The organism is Caldibacillus debilis DSM 16016 (genome assembly GCF_000383875.1).
Lineage (GTDB): Bacteria > Bacillota > Bacilli > Bacillales > Caldibacillaceae > Caldibacillus > Caldibacillus debilis.
Window position 1 is genome coordinate 46716 of record NZ_KB912913.1, and the last position, 16937, is coordinate 63652.

The following is a 16937-nucleotide window of genomic DNA, read 5'->3' on the forward strand; positions in this document are numbered from 1 at the left end:
CCTTTCCGAAACGGTTTACGGCAACAAAAAAATATCCGTCCTCCTGCGGTGTCAGGCTTCCAGCGGGGGCAGCTGCCCCCCGTACGGAAAACCGTTCTTTTTATGGTACAAGTTGTAGGCGTCCTTCCGTACGACGTACAGCTCGTAATTTCCTTCCTGTTCCGGTCCGAGGCGCATCTGTTTTTCCCCGCCGCCGATCTTTACGGTGTAGGGAAGCTTTTCGGCCGCTTTGATCGAACGGATATTTTCCTTCTTTATCCGTAAATAGACATTTTCAATCTCGTAATCAAAAAAGATTTCGTTGAAAAAGTCCTCCTTGGCGGAACGGTTATACCCTTTCCCGTGGTAGGGTTTGCCGAGCCAAGTGCCCAAAAATCCCGCCTTATCGGCAATGTCGTAGAGGGAAATGGTGCCGATCGGCTGCCCCCATTCATCGAGGATCGTTCTGGAAATCACTTCCCCCCGTTCTTCCGCCTCGATCATTTGCTTGGTGATAAACAAATATTCTTCAAAGGACCCGGGTTTATGGCGGACATAGGGGAAAACATCCGGGTGGACGATCAATGAATATAGGGCTTGGCAATCTTGCAAATCCCTTTTTTTGAGCATGGGGATCCCTCCTCCATGAGGGCAGTACTGCTTGAGCATTCCCACCCTCGAAATGATGGCTCCGATAAAAATTTTCGGGGTGGGAATCGAACCCACTAGTACCGGCGGAGAGCCGGTGGCGCACCATTTGCCTTCCCTTGCGTCGCGGGATGCCGCGAGATTGGATTACGAACGTATCATACAGGAAAATGGATAAAAAATAAACAGCTTTGGGCGAAAATTTTTCATCATTTTTTGTCACTTTTTTCAGCCTGTGCCGATCCGGGGAAACGGCTTGAAACCGACGGAAGGGGTAATAAAAATGTATAAAAAAAATCGGGCAAAAGCAAGCAAAAAATCCCGGAATCGGTTATTCTTAAAATGCGAGAAATCGGATCCGGGGGTGGCGACATGAAAAGATTCCTGATCGGAATGGCCGCCTTGTTATTCCTGTTGGCCGCTTTCGAGTTCGCCGGAGAAAAGATCTCCCCGAAGGATTCCGGGGAAGGCGGGGCGAGGCGGGGCGAGGCGCCGGGGGAAACCCCCGGGGAAAAAGCGGGCGGCGAGGCGCCGGTGCTCCCCTTGCGGACATTGGACGGAACGGAACTTTCCCTTGCCGATTTCCGCGGGAAAAAAGTGCTGCTCAATTTTTGGGCGAGCTGGTGCTCCCCTTGCCGGGAGGAGATCCCGCATCTGCAAAAGTTTTATCGCCGGCACGGCGGCGAGATCGCCGTCTTGGCCGTCAATTTGACCTTCGGCAAGGAAAATCCGGAAACGGTGAAAAAATTTGTGGAGGATCATGGCCTGACCTTTCCCGTCCTTTTGGACCGGGAAGGAAAAATGATGAAGGAATATGGCGTGGTCGGCATCCCGACCAGCTTCTTCATTGACGAAAAAGGGATGATCCGCCGCAAATACGTAGGACCGATGAAGGAAAAAGACATGGATAAAATTTTCAGACAAATGGAGGAATCATCCGAATGATCCTTGAGGTTCCCTTTCGCAAAGTGCACGGATCGCGAAACGATTTCCTGCTGATCGATGAAGAACATCTTCCCGCACCCCCGGACAGGGAGACGAAAAAACGCTGGGCAATCACCCTTTGCGACAGGAAAAAGGGGATCGGGGCGGACGGGATTTTATTCCTGTCCCCGAGCGGGCAGGCGGACGGGGCCATGCGGATCTATAACGCGGACGGCACCGAGGCATCGATGTGCGGGAACGGGCTCCGCTGCGCCGGAAGATATTTCATCGAAAAGACGGGAAAAGATACGATTTTCGTGGAAACGAAAAAGGCGGTGCTGGAAGTCAAAAGGTGGGAGGACGGCCCGGACGTTCCCCTCTTTCAGGTGGAAATCTCCCCCGTCCGCTTTGATCCGGAAAGCCTGCCGATGAATACGGACAAAAGGGAGATCATTAACGAAAAGCTGGAAGATTTGTCCCGGGAGCTCCTGTTTACCGCCCTCAGCGTGCCGAATCCCCACCTGATCGCCATCGTCTCCAAGGAGATGATGCTCTCCGGCGAGCAGGAGCGGATCTCCGCCTTCGTCAACGGGGAAAACCCTTATTTTCCGGACGGGGTCAATGTCAGTTTCGTTTACCCGATCCGGGAAGGGGAAATTTTCGTGAAAACCTACGAACGGGGAGTCGGTTTTACCAATGCCTGCGGCACCGCCATGTCGGCCGCCAGCCTCGTCGCCGCACGAAACGGGTACGCCAAAAGGAATTCCCCCGTCACCGTCTATAATAACGGCGGGTTCGTCCGGACGGTCATCAGCGAAGACGGGGACAAAATTTTCCTGATCGGAAACGGGACCTATGAATACGACGGGATATTCCGCTGGCAGGAGGATGCCGGGCTGGCCGGATGGGCGATCACCCGCCGCTATCCGGAAGAAGAGGCCGCCTATGCGCGGATCGAAAGGAAAGCCCGGGAAAAAATCCGGGAGATCTTCGGCGTGGATAAAGTTTGAGGGCCTCTTTCCGCCTTTGCAAGCGCGTGATCGAACGGCTCGTATCGCCGCCTCACCCGATGCCGTACGGCCAAAGCAAAATCTCCGTTTTTCGGGAGGCGGGCTACCGGAAGGCCCTGAACCTTCTATGCCGGCGGAACGGCGGGCGGCCCGCCGTCATCCATTTTTTGCCGGCGGGAAGGTTCCGCGGTTCCTTCCTCTTGCCGGACGGGCCGCATCCGCTATTTCCTTTTCAAAAATTCGATGATTTCCCGGAGGACCGGCCCGTTGTCGGTTTCGAAATAATCGCCGAAGGGATCGCCCTTTTCAGCTCGTTTGATGGCTTCTTCGAAGGATGGGGGATCGGGGGAAAGGGACGGAAGGTCCCCCCAATCCAGCGGGGCCGCCACACCCGCCTCGCCGGTCCCTCGGGCCGAATAGGGACAAATGATCGTCTTCCCTTCCCCGTGCTGCGTATAATCGATATAAAGCCGCCTGCCGCGGTTTTTTTTCAGCCTTTCGACGGTGAAAATCCTTTCGTTTCCCGCAAGCAGAAACCGGGAGAGGAAGGACGTGAACGCCCGCGATTCCTCCCAGGTGACGGCCCGGCTGCCGCCGACGGGAAAATAGACGTGCAATCCGTGCTTTCCGGAAGATTTCAAATAGCATTTCAACCCGAGCGGGTCGGCAAATTTTTCTTTGATCATGGCCGCGGCCTCCACCGCAAGGGGGAATTCCCGCTTCGACGGCGGATCCAGGTCGATGACGATCTCCGCCGGGTTTTTCTCGTCGTCCGCCCTGCAAAAGGGGATATGGAATTCGATGGCTCCCTGATTGCCGAGCCAAATCAAGGTGTCCGGCGAATTGCACAGGATGTAGCGGATTCCTCCCAGCGCCGCCGTTTCCACAAAGGGCGGGGCGTAATCGGGGCAGTTTTTTTGGAAAAAGGCTTCCCCTTCCACCCCGTGGGGATAGCGGACGACCGTCAGGGGCCTGTCCTTGAGAAAGGGGGCCATGTACGGGCGGATCCTTTGCAAATAATCGATATAGGCGCTTTTCGTAATCCTTTGCTTCGGCCACAAAATTTTTTCCGGGTGGGTCAGGGGGAAGGGAAAGGGATTGGCCGCCTCCTTGAACCGTTCATAGGTGCATTGCTCCGGGGAAAGGCCGAGCAAAAACCGGGAAAAAACCACTTCGCGGAAGTTTTGCTCCGCCCATTGGAGAAACTTCAATTCCACGCAGATCGAAGGTACGATGTAGATGCATCGGCCGTCTTCCTTTGCGGCATTTTCCCGGATCGTTTTTTTCAGGGCCTCATATTCTTCCTTTTCCAGGCCGTGGCGGAAGGAGCCGACCGGAAAGACCTGTTCCCCTTTGAAAACGGCGGCCCGGAAGTAGCCGTTTCTCTTGTCGTAGGCGTGAATGAAGCAGGCCGCCTTCTTCCAGTTTTTGTATTTTAGCCAGCTGCCGCTTTTCCCCTCTTCCCATCGGCTCGAGCTTTTCTTGGCGACGATCCCTTCCCCGCCGAAAATTTGGATTTTTTCCCAAAGCCTTTTCCCGTCCCCGTCGGCCGGGACCATTTGTACGAAGGAAGGGTTTCCCCCGTCCGGGGCGAGGGGCCAGCCCGTTTGTTCAAACAGCGCCCGGAGCATTTTTTTCCGTTCGAGGTAAGGCAGATGGCGGCAAGATTTTCCGCGGTAAACCAGCAGATCGAAGGCGAGAAATTTGCACGGGTGCAGGCGGGCTTCCCTGCCGATCCCCGCTTCCGAACGGAGGCGTCCCCGCCTCTGCATGGCGGCGAAATCCCCCTTCAACGGATTGGTTAACACCGTAAGTTCCCCGTCCAAGGAAAGGGGGAGAAAGGGGGCCAGGACCTCCCGATTTTTTTCGAAAAAGGCCGCGGCTTCCGGAAATTTGTCCGCGAGCTCTTTCCCGTTCCGGCTTACCAGGCTGAAGCCCTTGCCGAAGGCCAGCGTCGCCCGGAATCCGTCGTATTTCACTTCATAGCGCCAGTCCTTCCCTTCCGGAAAGCGGAAAGTCAGCGTCGGCTGCATCGGTTTCATCGCCTTCACCTTCCGTTTTTATTGTATGGAGGCCCCTTTTTTTTTATCCATTTCCATAAATTAGCGGGTTAACGGCAGGGGAAAAGCGGGAAATTAAAGGCAAAAAGGGATGGATGGAGATGCACACGATTTGGAAGGGAAGTCTGCAATTCGGCCTCGTCAACATACCGGTCAAGCTTCATGCGGCGACGGAAGAGAAAGACGTCAAATTCCGCACCCTGCACAAACCTTGCCATACCCCGATCAAATACGAAAAGGTCTGCCCGAACTGCCAAAAGGGTGTCGAAAGCGCCGAACTGGTGAAGGCCTATGAATACACGCCGGGAAAATTTATCGTTTTGGAGGAGGGAGATTTAAACAAGCTGGAAAAGGAAATGGAAGAGCGGGCGGTGGAGATCCTCGACTTTGTCGATATGGCGGAAATCGACCCGATCTTTTTCCGGCGCGCCTATTACCTCTCCCCGAACGAAGGGGGAGGGAAGGCCTATTCCCTGTTAAGGAAGGCCTTGGAAAAATCGAAAAAGGTCGGGATCGCGAAAATCATGATCCGTTCGAAGGTGCAGCTTTCGGCCGTGCGCGTTTTCGAAAATACCCTGGTTTTGGAAACGATCCATTTTCCCGACGAAGTGAGGAAGCCGGCGGATGTGCCGAACGTCCCGGCGGAGGATAAGTTTTCCGACCAGGAACTGGAGATCGCCCTGCTGTTAATCGACCGCCTGAGCACGGAATTTTCCCCGGAAAAATACAAGGACGACTATCGGGAAAGCCTGCTGGAACTGATCGAAGCCAAAAAGAAGGGAGAGGAATTCGTCACCCCGGATCAGGAGGAAAAGCCGAGTGCGGTGACCGATTTGCTCGCGGCATTGCAGGCGTCCATCGACCGGACGAAGCCAAAGAAAACGGCCGGAAAAAAAGGCGGCAAATTGGCGAGAAAAAAAGCCTGAATCGATTCTCCCAATGCGGACACGGACGAAAGGGGACAAAAGACCCATTTTCAGGAACGGCTGCTCGATCGTTCCTGTTTTTATGGGAAAAAATCCCGAATAAGTAGTCCGTTTTTATTATTTTTGGAAAATTTGTTATTTTTGCATCAGAATTCGACAAACTTATCCTCCCGTTTGCGTTAAAGTAAATCTTGCAACCTATGGTATTTTTAACCCCAAGAAAGAATAAAACAAGGGAGGAGAGGTGGAAATTTGAGAAGGAGGAAGGCTTTTTCCGTTCTTCTGACGGCGCTCTTGGTCTTTTCCTGCGTGATTCCGGCCGCCGGCTTTCGCGCGGAGGCCAAAGGCAAAGTGTCTTTCGGCCAAACCGCCGCCGAGCTTGCGAAAGGAAAAATCGACAAAAAGCTTTACAACCAGCTGGAAAAGGCGGACAAGGTCCGGTTTCTCGTCAAGCTGAAAGATCAGGTGAATCCGCAGCAAGTGGTGAAGAATGCCGAAAAAACCGCAAAAGCCAAACAATTGACGAAGGCGAAGGCGAAGCTGCTCAAAAGGTCGCTGTTGGTCTCCGAATTGCGCGCCAAAGCGGAGGAAACCCAGCATGATTTGACTTCCTATTTGCAGCGGGAAAAGAAAGAGGGAAAGGTCTCAAACTATCAATCTTTTTACATCGTCAACGCCCTGGCTGTCACCGGGACGAAAGAAGTCTTGGAGAAGCTCGCCCAGTTTCCCGAAGTGGAGAAAATCCTTCCCGATGAAAAACGGAAATTGGTCGGCGGACAAGCGGTAAAGAAGGCCGCAAGCACCGACCGGGAGGCGGAACCTAAGGCGAAAACGAACGCGATCGAATGGAACGTGGAAAGGGTCGGCGCGCCTGCCGTTTGGGAAATGGGCATCGACGGAACCGGTTCGGTGGTCGCCTCCATCGACACGGGGGTTCAATGGGACCATCCGGCATTGAAACATCAATATCGCGGGTACAATGCCCAAACCGGGGAAGTGAATCACGAATTCAACTGGTTCGATGCGGTGGACGGGGAAGCGGTGCCCTATGACGATATCGGCCACGGCACGCACGTGACCGGGACGATGGTCGGCCGGGAACCGAACGGATCGAACCAAATCGGGGTCGCGCCGGGAGCCAAATGGATCGCGGTAAAGGCTTTCACGGAAAGCGGCGGCTATGATTCCGATTTGCTGGAAGCCGGGGAATGGATCCTGGCGCCGAAGGATGCGGGCGGGAATCCCCATCCCGAAAAGGCGCCTGACGTGGTGAACAATTCCTGGAGCGGCGGTTCCGGAATGGACGAATGGTACCGTCCGATGGTCCAAGCCTGGCGGGCGGCCGATATCTTCCCGGAATTTTCCGCGGGAAATGCGGACCTGTTCAATCCGGGCGGGCCGGGATCGATCGCCAATCCCGCCAACTATCCGGAAGCCTTCGCGACGGGGGCTACGGACATCAACAACCGCCTGGCCAGCTTCTCCCTGCAGGGACCGTCTCCCTACGGGGAAATTAAGCCTGAAGTGACGGCGCCGGGCGTAGGCATCCGTTCTTCGGTACCCGGCGGCGTTTATGAGGGCGGCTGGAACGGGACATCCATGGCAGGGCCCCATGTTTCGGCAGCGGTCGCCTTGTTGCGGCAGGCAAACGCCAACTTGACCGTCGACGATATCGAACAGATCTTGATCAACACGGCGACGCCGCTGACGGACGGAACTTTCCCCCAATCTCCGAACAACGGGTACGGCTACGGTCTGTTGAACGTTTTTGACGCCGTGTCCTCCGTTGTGAGCGGACTGGGGAAAGTGAAGGGACAGGTTGCCGCCGAGGGCGAGGACAATGAGGCGCCGGCGATCAGCCATACGGTTCCCGAATGGGCTTTTGACCAAACCGAATTGGAACTGACGGCCACGGTTACTGACAACGTCAGCGTGACGAACGTCTTCGTGGAATACGAAAAACCCGACGGAACCCGGGGAACGGCTGCGGCGGAAAGGACATCCGGCGATCATTTGAACGGGGAATATTTTGCCGTTGTACCCGCGGAGGACGTCCGTCAGGGGACCTTTGCCTACCGGATCCATGCGGTGGATTTCAGCGGCAATGAAGCGGTCAGCGAAGAGTTCTCCATCAACGTCTTGCCGGCCATCACCGTGGGATACGAACAGGATTTTGAAACGGACATCGCCGGCTGGAAGTCTTACGGGACCAATGATGTTTGGGAATGGGGTGTTCCCGCGAGCGGGCCCGGAAGCGCCTATTCCGGGGAAAAGGTCTATGCCACTTCCCTTGCGGGCAATTATCCCAATTCGGCCAACATGAATCTCCTGATGCCGCCCATCCAATTGCCCGAAGGCCCGTCCTATCTGCAATTTAAACAATGGTATCAGCTGGAGAGGGGCTGGGATTATGCCCACGTCTTCGTCTCTACGGACAAAGTGAACTGGGTGCAAAAGCTCCGGATCACCGACACCTCCAACGGCTGGGTCGACGGCCAGGTCGATTTGAGCGAATATGCCGGGCAAAGGATCTATGTGATCTTCAATTTGACGACGGATTCGAGCGTGCAGCGTTTGGGCTGGTATCTGGACGATGTAAAGATTACAGATCAGCCTTTGGAAAATTCGCGGATTAAGGCCGGATTGCCCTATTCCAAACTGGCGGGCGACAAGGCCGGCTTGGCCTTGAAATCGGGCAAGGTCGATCCGGATCAAATCAAACCCGCAAAAGAACAAAAGAAGCCGGGGAAGGGCGGCAAAAAACCGGCTCCTGCAGCGTTGCCCCTTGAGGCGCAAGTGACCGTCCTCGAAACGGGGCGTTCCGTGCGGACAAAGGCCCAGGACGGCAGCTATGAACTGACCCACAGCGCCGGAACTTACACCCTGCAGGCCGAGGCATACGGCTACCGGACCCAAACCCGGACGGTGGAAATCCCGCGGAACGGGGAAACGACCGCAAACTTCACCCTGGAACCGCTGCCGACCGGAACGGTGACCGGAAGGGTCATCAACGACTTTAACGGAGAGCCGGTCGCAGGGGCGAAGATCTATTTGCTGGAAGACCCGGCCGTTCCGCCGGCAGTAACCGATGCAAACGGGGAATTTACCCTGACCGCCTACGAAGGGGATTATACCCTGAAAGTGGTGGCGGCCAGATTCCACAGCGAAGAGCGGCAAATCCATGTCCAAGGCGGTGAAGAAACCGTCCAAACCGTCCATCTGAAACCGTTCATCGGCTTCCCGGGCGAAATCGGCTATGACGACGGGACGGCGGAAAACGCCAGGGCCTTTTACGATGCCGGAAACGGCTGGGCGGTCAAAATGACCCTGCGGGACGGCTACGAGCGGGCCCTGCTGACGGGCGGATTATTCCGCTTCTGGGACACCGAATGGCCGGTCCCTGGAGGAACGGAATTCCAAGTTGCCGTCTATGACGCATCCGGAACGGACGGCGGACCGGGACGCAAACTGGCCGGTCCCTTTGATGCCGAGGCGCTGCGCAACGGCGAATGGACATTTGTCGATTTGGCCGATCACGGCATCGAAGTCGGCAAAGAGTTCTTCCTCGTCTATATCCAAAGCGATCCTTACCCGAATTCTCCGGGACTTGCGACGGATGAAGACGGCCCGTATGCGGGACGGAGCTGGGAGCTGGTCGGCGGCACTTGGTCTCCCTCTCCGGAAGATGAAGGGAACTACATGATCCGCGCCGTTGTCGACTATGAGGCGGCACCGCCCGTCATCGAATCCCCGGGGGACGGAACCTTCACCAACGAGCAGCACATCACCGTTACCGGGACGGCGGCGCCCAATCTGACCGTGAAGCTGTTCAACAACGGGGAAGAAGCGGGCGAGACTGCGGCCGACGCGTCCGGCAAGTTCTCGGGTACGGTTTCTTTGGCGGAAGGGGAAAACGTATTGACCGCCCGGGTGGCCGCAGATAACGGCATGACCGATCCCTCCGGGGAAGTGCGCGTCGTCTATGACCCGAACGCGCCGCAATTGACGATCGAGTCGCCGAAAAACAAATCGAAACACAATCGGGAAACCATCACCGTCGAAGGGACGGTACAGGACGAAAACCTCAACTGGGTGAAGGTGAACAACAAGCTGGCGACGGTGAAGGACGGCCGGTATTCGGCACGGATCATGCTTGACGAAGGGGAAAACGTCATAAAAGTGATCGCCCAAGACAAGGCGGGGAACAGGACGACGAAGAAAGTGACCATTTCCGTCGATTATACCGCGCCTGTCCTCGAGAACGTGAAACCCGACCGGGATTACCGCCTCAAAGCGGGTGAAACGGTCGTTGTCGAATTCACCAGCGAACCCGGACTGGCCGCCAAGTTCGTCATCCATATGCCCTTGACGAACATCCAGTCGTTGGCCAACGCCAATGAATTGCCGATGATGGAAGTTTCCCCCGGCCGCTATGTCGGCTATTATACCGCCACTTCCAACGTGGTCGCCGACGGGGCGCGGGTGGAAGTGATTGCGACCGACGGCTTCGGCAACGAATCCCGGGCGCTGGCCTCCGGAAGACTGTTCATCAATGTGGATGGAGAGTAAACCGGCCGGGAGAATTTTCAGAAAGGGGTGCCCCTGGCAGATCGGGGGCCCCTTTCTTTTTTCGTTCACGATGCGGGAAGCGCGGTGAAATCCTCCTGCTAAATTCGGGAAAGATTGAAAAAATTTGTTTAGAATTTCTTTTTTCATCCATACTAATAAAAACCATCTTTTGATTTTATTTTTAGGAGGATGAACATGGCTACCGGTAAAGTGAAATGGTTTAACGCGCAAAAAGGATACGGATTTATCGAACAGGACAACGGGGAAGATGTTTTCGTCCACTATACGGGCATTTTAAGCGAAGGGTTTCGTACATTGGAAGAAGGCGAACGGGTAAGCTTTGACATAGAGGAAGGGCAGCGCGGCCCGCAGGCGGTCAATGTGAAAAAATTATAGCTCCTGTCTTCAAAGGGACGCACCCGCGAAAAAACGGGGCGTCCCTTTTCCCTTTTCAAGAGGTTGCTATTTCAGGGGCGGACCCCGGGACGGCATGGACTTCAGCCAACCCCCGCAGGAGCAGATAAATTTTCTTTCGAATTTGGCTGCAATACGGCCATGGACTTCAGCCGGCCCCCGCAGTCCGGCGGGCGGAGCAGGGCATCCGCTTATATCTTTTTCGGAAAACCTGGAGATAGGGAAGCCCGTCATCTCCGCCATGTTGGTACGGGCGGCAATGCCGGCTTTCCATTTTTTCCGCTGGCCGCGGCGGAAACGGAAGATCGATTTTGCCGGCGGCGCTTCCCGACGGAAAACCGGTCGAGGCGCGGGAAAACTCCCCCTTTATTCGTTTGCGGTTTACCGGAACCTCCGGGAAAACGGGTGCGTAGCAGGGAACCGGCGCTGCGGCTTTCGCAAATGGGGGAGGCGGAATCCGCAAAAGAAGGCCCCGTGCCGATGACCTGCCGGACGGGGGGAACATGCGGCCGGGAAATTCCTCGTTTTTTTCCGCATAAAAATATATAATTAAAGTAATATTTTTGTAACATTTGTTAAATAAAAACAGTCTTATAAAGGGAGAAAAGATTTGGGGAAACCGAGGACAGGTGGCAGGCATGCGATCAAAGCGAAAAAGGAAAAACATGGGGCGGGGCCGCGCGATTTTTCTCTTTTTAGCTATTATTCTATTAAGTTTTATTCTTTGGATCAGCATCTCCCCTTCTTTTACCCGTTCCGGCGAAAAGACGGTCCGTTCCGTCCCTTCGATGCAAGAAACGGCGGTCAGGCCCGACCGGCAGCCGGCCGGCGGAAGCGGCGATCCGGCGAAGGGGGGCGCAAGCGGACGGAGCGGCAACGGGCAGAAGGATCAGAAGACGGGGAAAAGGGGAAGCCGGGTCGGAAATGAGGAACAGCCCGGCAAAAAAACGCAAGGGCTAGAGACAAAAACGGCGGAAGGAACGGGCAATCCTCCGGCTGAAAAAGGCGGGAAGGAAAATTCCCCGAAAGAACAGGCGGAAAACGCCGGTCCGAAGGAAAATGGAAAAGGAGATGCGGCGCCAGAAAATCCGCCGCAAAAAACCGTTTTTTTGACGTTTGATGACGGCCCCAACGCCTCCACGAAAGAGATTCTCCGGCTCTTGGAAAAATATGATATGAAAGCGACGTTTTTTATGGTCGAACCGAACATGAAAAAATATCCGGAGATCGTAAAAGAAGTCATCCGGCAGGGACACCGGATCGGCTTGCACAGCGTGACCCACAGCAAAACCCAATTTTACGCATCGAAGAAAAGCGTCGTAGCGGAAATGAAAAAGACGCAGACAACATTGGAAAAAGTTTCCGGAAAGCGTTCCCGGATCATCCGCACCCCCTACGGATCCAAACCCTATATGAAGCCCGAATACATGGAAGCGGTGAAACGGGAGGGCTTTATTCTCTGGGATTGGAACGTCGACAGCCGGGACTGGAAATTGACCGACGGCTCCTTTGTGGAAAATACGATCCATCAGATCGAACAGTTTCATCGCCCGGAACCGATCGTGATCCTGCTCCATGACCGGAAGACGACGGCCGAACATTTGGAAAAACTGTTCATCTATTTGAAAGAACGGCATTTTCAGACGGACACGATCAACGAACAGCTGGAACCCGTTCAATTGTAGGAAAACGAGGGGTGGCTCTCCGCTCGCGGCTTCGGTACCGCAGGCGGAGATTTTTATTGGGTTTCCGCGGGGAAAATCGGACGGAAAGATTAATTTACAAGAAAATAATTATGTAAACTTAATACCCTAAAAAAACGGCCCTTTTGGTGAAATCGCTTTCTTTCTTCGCAAAAAGGGAAAAGCGCCAAAGTCAAACGGCGAATTCCCAATCATCCGGATGATGGCACAATTCCGCAAAGGTATCCAACGGGATGGGGATAAATCTGACTTCATCACCGGGTTGGCCGAAGGAAACGATTTTTTGGAAGATGTTTTGCGGCGTCCTGCCGATAATTTGCCATTCCCCAGTCGTTTTGACGGGATAGATCCCCGTTTTCGATTCGCTGATCCCGACAGATCCGACGGGAAGATGGATATTTTGCGTCAATTTCTTTTCCACGGCGATCCGATGGTTGTTTCCCCCGATAAACGGGATGTGCAGGCTGAACCCGATGAAGGAGATGAAATATTGTTCGTTCGTGTGGATTTGGATGATCTCGTCCACGGACAGCCGGTTTTGTTTGGCGACTTTCATCAGATCGGGGGCGATTTCCGGGTCGTAGCAGATCGGCAGTTGGATCCGCCGCGCTTCATCTTTTACGGCGGCATCCGTTTCCTCCATGATGTTTTGGATCCAATTCTGCACGGTTTCTTCCGGATTTTTGCCTCCGACCTTCTCCGGATCATAATAGACGGTGAGCGTCGTAAAGGAAGGGACGATCTCCGATATGCCCGGCAGCATCCGTTCGTTCATTTTTCTCGCGGCGTGATACATCTTTCGGACCGTTTCCCTTGAAAAATCCCCTTCGAACATAACGATGACCGAATCGTCGAAAATGGAGTAAATGGTGTATCCGGTATTCATGTTTCACCTCGAGCTCATTTCGGTTTGCCAAGGCCGTCCGGATCCGCGGGAGCATCCAAATCCGTTGTCTCTTTTTTTCGGAAGAAAAAATAAAATATGTTGAAACATTTTTTATTTTACTTCTCATTTCCATCAAATTCAAGAGGCCTTCAGCCAAGATCCGCCGCGCTTCGCCTCAAGGCCTTAAGGCTGAAGCCGATCGATGCCGGATAGAAAAGCCGGAAGGATTTTCGGGAGCCGGCGCAGGGGATGAAGGGTGGTATTTGAACGGGTGCGAAGATCCCGGGGTTAGGCCCGTTCCGTTCCGAAGCCGTTTCTCGCCGTTCCCCTTTTGCGGATCTTCCGGCCGGATCGGACCGTTCCCTGCCTGTCCCGGCGGCGGTCATAAAAGGCGGGAGGGCATGCCCTGCGGGGGCGCGTCCCGCCCCCGGTTCAAGGCCGTGGTCACCGCGGTCTCTCCCGACGGCTTTTTGAAACCGGTCCCCTCCGTTTTCTTTCCCGTCTTCGGGCAGGAATCCCCGTCCGCCGTTTGAGGCGGCCGTTTTCGCGCGGGGAGGAAAGGGGGATTGCCGGGGAGGAGTTTCCCTTTTCGAAGGAATGAACGTCCCGTTTCCGGCAGAATACCGTCTCCGTTTCCGGTCTGACGCCGGCTGCGTCGGCAAGGAAGCCCTCCGCAGGAAAAATATTCCCGCTGTCAACGGTTTATTGGGAAAACTTTTTGTCTAAATTTTGACATTTCTATTGATTTTTATTAGATAAGTAGTAAGATTATATTGGAAAATGAAATAATTTCCTATATAAATGCTCTGTCTTTTGGCCGACGGGGATTCATCATTTTTTCATTTTTTAAAGGTCAGCCGTTTCCGGCTTTTTCGGCGGAAAAACTTGGCAGGGAAAATTGGAAACGGTTAAAACTTTGTTAATATAATTTTTCACCGTTTGCACATTGAAAAGGATGATTTGTCCTACAAAAAACATGGAGGGTATTGTCATGACCAGTCTTAACGGCAGCCCCCAAAACCCTTGGGGTGAATTTCACGGTCCAAACATCGGCTACATTATGGAAATGTACGATCTGTACTTGGAAGATCCCGGTTCGGTGGATCCGGCGCTGAAGGAGCTGTTTGACAAGTGGGGGCCTCCGTTCGTTGACGGAACAGCGGAAGAGAGAAAAATTGAGGCTGCAGAGGGGAATTGGGAAAAAATATTGCTCGCGTCCAAATACGCCGATTATATCCGCTCCTTCGGCCACTTGGCGGGAAACATCAATCCGCTCGAGACGGAGAAAAAACAGGCGGATCTGTTGGATGAAGGGAAATTTCAGCTGACGGAAGCGGATTTGCGCGCCATGCCCGCTTCGGTCATCTCCGCGAATCTTCCCGGCCGTTTTTCCAATGCGCTGGAGGCCGTCCGTTATTTGAAACGAATCTACAGCGGAAAAATCACTTATGAATTTGACCATATCCAGCGGGCGGAAGAAAAAGATTGGCTGTACGGAATGGTGGAATCCGGCCGGTTTCATCCGGAACTGACGCCGGAAAAAAAGAAGGCCGTCTATCAGCGCTTGACGGAGGTGGAAGCCTTCGAACAATTCCTTCACCGGACCTTCGTCGGGCAAAAACGGTTTTCCATCGAGGGCGTCGACACCCTGATCCCTTTGTTGGATGAAATTATATCCGAATCGGTGAAGGGCGGCACAAAAAACATCAATATCGGCATGGCCCACCGCGGCCGCTTGAACGTGCTCGCCCACGTATTGGGCAAACCTTATGAGATGATTTTCGCCGAATTTTCCCATGCCCCGAACAAGGAACTGGTGCCTTCGGAAGGCTCCATCGGCATCACCTTCGGCTGGACCGGGGACGTGAAATACCATTTGGGATTGGACCGCCGGCTGATGGAAAATCAGACGGTGCGGGCGCGGATCACTTTGGCGAACAACCCGAGCCACTTGGAATATGTCAATCCCGTCGTCTGCGGCTATACCCGCGCCGCCCAGGAAGACCGGACGATGCCGGGATACCCGAAACAGGATGTCCAGAGATCTTTTTCCATCCTGATCCACGGCGACGCCGCCTTCCCCGGCCAGGGGGTCGTGGCGGAGACGCTGAACTTGAGCCGGCTGAGGGGCTATCAGACCGGGGGGACGATCCATATCATCGCCAACAATATGATCGGCTTTACGACGGAAAGCGAAGATTCCCGGTCGACCCTGTACGCAAGCGACCTGGCGAAGGGATTTGACATCCCCGTCGTCCACGTGAACGCCGACGATCCGGAAGCGGTGATCGCCGCAGCCCGATTGGCGGTTTTGTACCGGCAAACCTTTAAAAAAGATTTTCTCATCGACCTGATCGGATACCGCCGGTACGGGCACAATGAGATGGATGAACCGATGGCCACCAATCCGTTGATGTACCGGACGATCCACAACCATCCGACCGTCCGCGAACTTTACGGCAAAAAGCTGATGGAAGAGGGAATCCTGAATCCCGAGACGGCCGACCGGTATTACAAAGAAGTCGAGAAAAAATTGAAAACCGCCTACGACCGGGTGCCGAAACCAAGGGAAGAAAAAATCGACCTGGACCCTCCGAAATGCGTAGAAAACGGAATCCCCGAAGTGGATACGACGGTCCCCAAGGAAGAGCTGGTGAAACTGAACGAGGAACTTCTGGAATGGCCGCAAGGCTTCCAGGTGTTCCAAAAGCTAGAACGGATTTTAAAACGGCGTTCCGGGGCGCTGAAGGAAAACAAAATCGACTGGGCCCACGCCGAGGCCCTCGCCTTCGCCACGATTTTGAAGGAAGGGATTCCGATCCGGCTGACCGGACAGGATTCGGAAAGGGGAACCTTTGCCCAACGGCATCTCGTCCTGCATGATGTCAATTCCGGGAAGACGTTCTCTCCCCTCCATTACATTGCGGGCGGCAAGGCGTCCTTCGCCATTCACAACAGCCCGCTGTCGGAAGTGAGCGTCCTCGGGTTCGAATACGGCTACAATGTCTATGCGCCGGAGACCCTCGTGTTATGGGAGGCCCAGTTCGGCGATTTTGCCAACTCCGCCCAGGTCATCATCGACCAGTTCATCTCATCGGGAAGGGCGAAATGGGGGCAAAAATCGGGGCTCGTCATGCTTCTGCCCCACGGCTATGAAGGGCAGGGTCCGGAACATTCCAGCGCCCGCCTGGAAAGATATTTGTCGCTCGCGGCGGAAAACAACTGGACGGTAGCCAATATGACGAAATCCTCCCAGTACTTCCATATTTTGCGCCGGCAAGCGAAGATTCTTCTTAAGGAGGAAGTCCGTCCGCTGGTTATCATGGCGCCGAAAAGCCTGCTCAGGCATCCCCTTGCCATGTCGGGCCTCGAGGATCTTTCGGAAGGGAAATTCCATCCGGTCCTCCCGCAGCCCGGATTGGGAACGGAACCGGAAAAGGTCCGCCGCCTGATCCTTTGCTCCGGGAAGATTGCCATCGATTTGGCGGAAAAGCTGGAAGAAATCGAGGACAAAAGCTGGTTCCACATCCTGCGGGTGGAAGAACTGTACCCGTTCCCGATGAAGGAGATCGCCCGGTTCCTGGAACAATACCCGAACGTCAAAGAAATGGTTTGGGTGCAGGAAGAACCGAAAAATATGGGCGCCTGGAATTTCGTCGAACCCAGGCTGAACGTATTGGCGAAAGACGGCGTCGACGTGGTCTACGTGGGAAGAAGAAGAAGGTCGAGCACTGCGGAAGGGGATCCGCTCGCCCATAAGATGGAACAGACGAGGATCCTTCAGGAAGCTTTCACAAAATAATTTTTCGTAAATTGAA

Annotated in this window: 10 protein-coding genes; 7 read left to right on the forward strand and 3 right to left on the reverse strand. The window is 54.4% G+C overall.

Translation table 11 applies throughout. The features are described from left to right. Window positions 1-51 precede the first annotated feature (51 nt). A complete protein-coding gene (locus tag A3EQ_RS0114830; RefSeq protein WP_020155940.1) occupies window positions 52-609 on the reverse strand; it encodes a GNAT family N-acetyltransferase in 558 nt (185 codons plus the stop codon). Window positions 610-999: 390 nt separating this feature from the next. Between A3EQ_RS0114830 and A3EQ_RS0114845 the strand changes: the two genes are divergently transcribed. Continuing rightward, window positions 1000-1572: a TlpA family protein disulfide reductase gene (locus A3EQ_RS0114845; RefSeq protein ID WP_020155943.1), complete on the forward strand. Its 573-nt coding sequence runs from the start codon at window positions 1000-1002 to the stop codon at window positions 1570-1572. Further along, window positions 1569-2561 carry a diaminopimelate epimerase gene (gene dapF, locus A3EQ_RS0114850; RefSeq protein WP_020155944.1) on the forward strand — a complete coding sequence of 331 codons (993 nt, stop codon included), beginning with the start codon at window positions 1569-1571 and terminating at the stop codon, window positions 2559-2561. The genes A3EQ_RS0114845 and dapF overlap by 4 nt, the downstream gene beginning before the upstream one ends. 221 nt (window positions 2562-2782) lie before the next feature. Here dapF and ligD read toward each other — a convergent pair whose 3' ends face one another. Beyond that, complete coding sequence (gene ligD / locus A3EQ_RS0114860) at window positions 2783-4603, reverse strand: DNA ligase D (RefSeq protein WP_020155946.1); 1821 nt, start codon at window positions 4601-4603, stop codon at window positions 2783-2785. Between the two features lie 119 nt (window positions 4604-4722). On the opposite strand from ligD, the gene ku reads away from it, so the two are divergent. The 4 genes from ku to A3EQ_RS21825 all read left to right on the forward strand — a co-directional run bounded on the left by ku (window position 4723) and on the right by A3EQ_RS21825 (window position 12215). Continuing rightward, window positions 4723-5547 carry a non-homologous end joining protein Ku gene (gene ku / locus A3EQ_RS0114865; RefSeq protein ID WP_020155947.1) on the forward strand — a complete coding sequence of 275 codons (825 nt, stop codon included), beginning with the start codon at window positions 4723-4725 and terminating at the stop codon, window positions 5545-5547. Window positions 5548-5799: 252 nt separating this feature from the next. Continuing rightward, window positions 5800-10116 carry a S8 family peptidase gene (locus A3EQ_RS0114870; RefSeq protein ID WP_020155948.1) on the forward strand — a complete coding sequence of 1439 codons (4317 nt, stop codon included), beginning with the start codon at window positions 5800-5802 and terminating at the stop codon, window positions 10114-10116. 195 nt (window positions 10117-10311) lie between these two features. Next, on the forward strand, window positions 10312-10512 hold the full coding sequence (locus A3EQ_RS0114875; protein ID WP_020155949.1) for a cold-shock protein: 201 nt from the start codon (window positions 10312-10314) through the stop codon (window positions 10510-10512). Window positions 10513-11168: 656 nt separating this feature from the next. Beyond that, the gene (locus A3EQ_RS21825) at window positions 11169-12215 is read left to right on the forward strand and encodes a polysaccharide deacetylase family protein (protein WP_081626247.1); all 1047 of its coding nucleotides are present in this window, start codon (window positions 11169-11171) and stop codon (window positions 12213-12215) included. A 190-nt stretch (window positions 12216-12405) separates the two neighbouring features. On the opposite strand, the gene pxpB is transcribed toward A3EQ_RS21825, so the two are convergent. Beyond that, window positions 12406-13119 carry a 5-oxoprolinase subunit PxpB gene (gene pxpB / locus A3EQ_RS21260; protein ID WP_020155952.1) on the reverse strand — a complete coding sequence of 238 codons (714 nt, stop codon included), beginning with the start codon at window positions 13117-13119 and terminating at the stop codon, window positions 12406-12408. 991 nt (window positions 13120-14110) lie between these two features. On the opposite strand from pxpB, the gene A3EQ_RS0114910 reads away from it, so the two are divergent. Next, on the forward strand, window positions 14111-16921 hold the full coding sequence (locus A3EQ_RS0114910; protein ID WP_020155956.1) for a 2-oxoglutarate dehydrogenase E1 component: 2811 nt from the start codon (window positions 14111-14113) through the stop codon (window positions 16919-16921). Window positions 16922-16937 lie beyond the last annotated feature (16 nt).

Coding starts and splice junctions, on each gene's coding strand:
- A3EQ_RS0114845 (WP_020155943.1), top strand. CDS start 1,000: ATGAAAAGATTCCTGATCGGAATGGCCGCCTTGTTATTCCTGTTGGCC.
- A3EQ_RS0114875 (WP_020155949.1), top strand. CDS start 10,312: ATGGCTACCGGTAAAGTGAAATGGTTTAACGCGCAAAAAGGATACGGA.
- A3EQ_RS21825 (WP_081626247.1), top strand. CDS start 11,169: ATGCGATCAAAGCGAAAAAGGAAAAACATGGGGCGGGGCCGCGCGATT.
- A3EQ_RS0114910 (WP_020155956.1), top strand. CDS start 14,111: ATGACCAGTCTTAACGGCAGCCCCCAAAACCCTTGGGGTGAATTTCAC.
- pxpB (WP_020155952.1), bottom strand. CDS start 13,119: ATGAATACCGGATACACCATTTACTCCATTTTCGACGATTCGGTCATC.
- A3EQ_RS0114830 (WP_020155940.1), bottom strand. CDS start 609: ATGCTCAAAAAAAGGGATTTGCAAGATTGCCAAGCCCTATATTCATTG.
- ku (WP_020155947.1), top strand. CDS start 4,723: ATGCACACGATTTGGAAGGGAAGTCTGCAATTCGGCCTCGTCAACATA.
- dapF (WP_020155944.1), top strand. CDS start 1,569: ATGATCCTTGAGGTTCCCTTTCGCAAAGTGCACGGATCGCGAAACGAT.
- ligD (WP_020155946.1), bottom strand. CDS start 4,603: ATGAAACCGATGCAGCCGACGCTGACTTTCCGCTTTCCGGAAGGGAAG.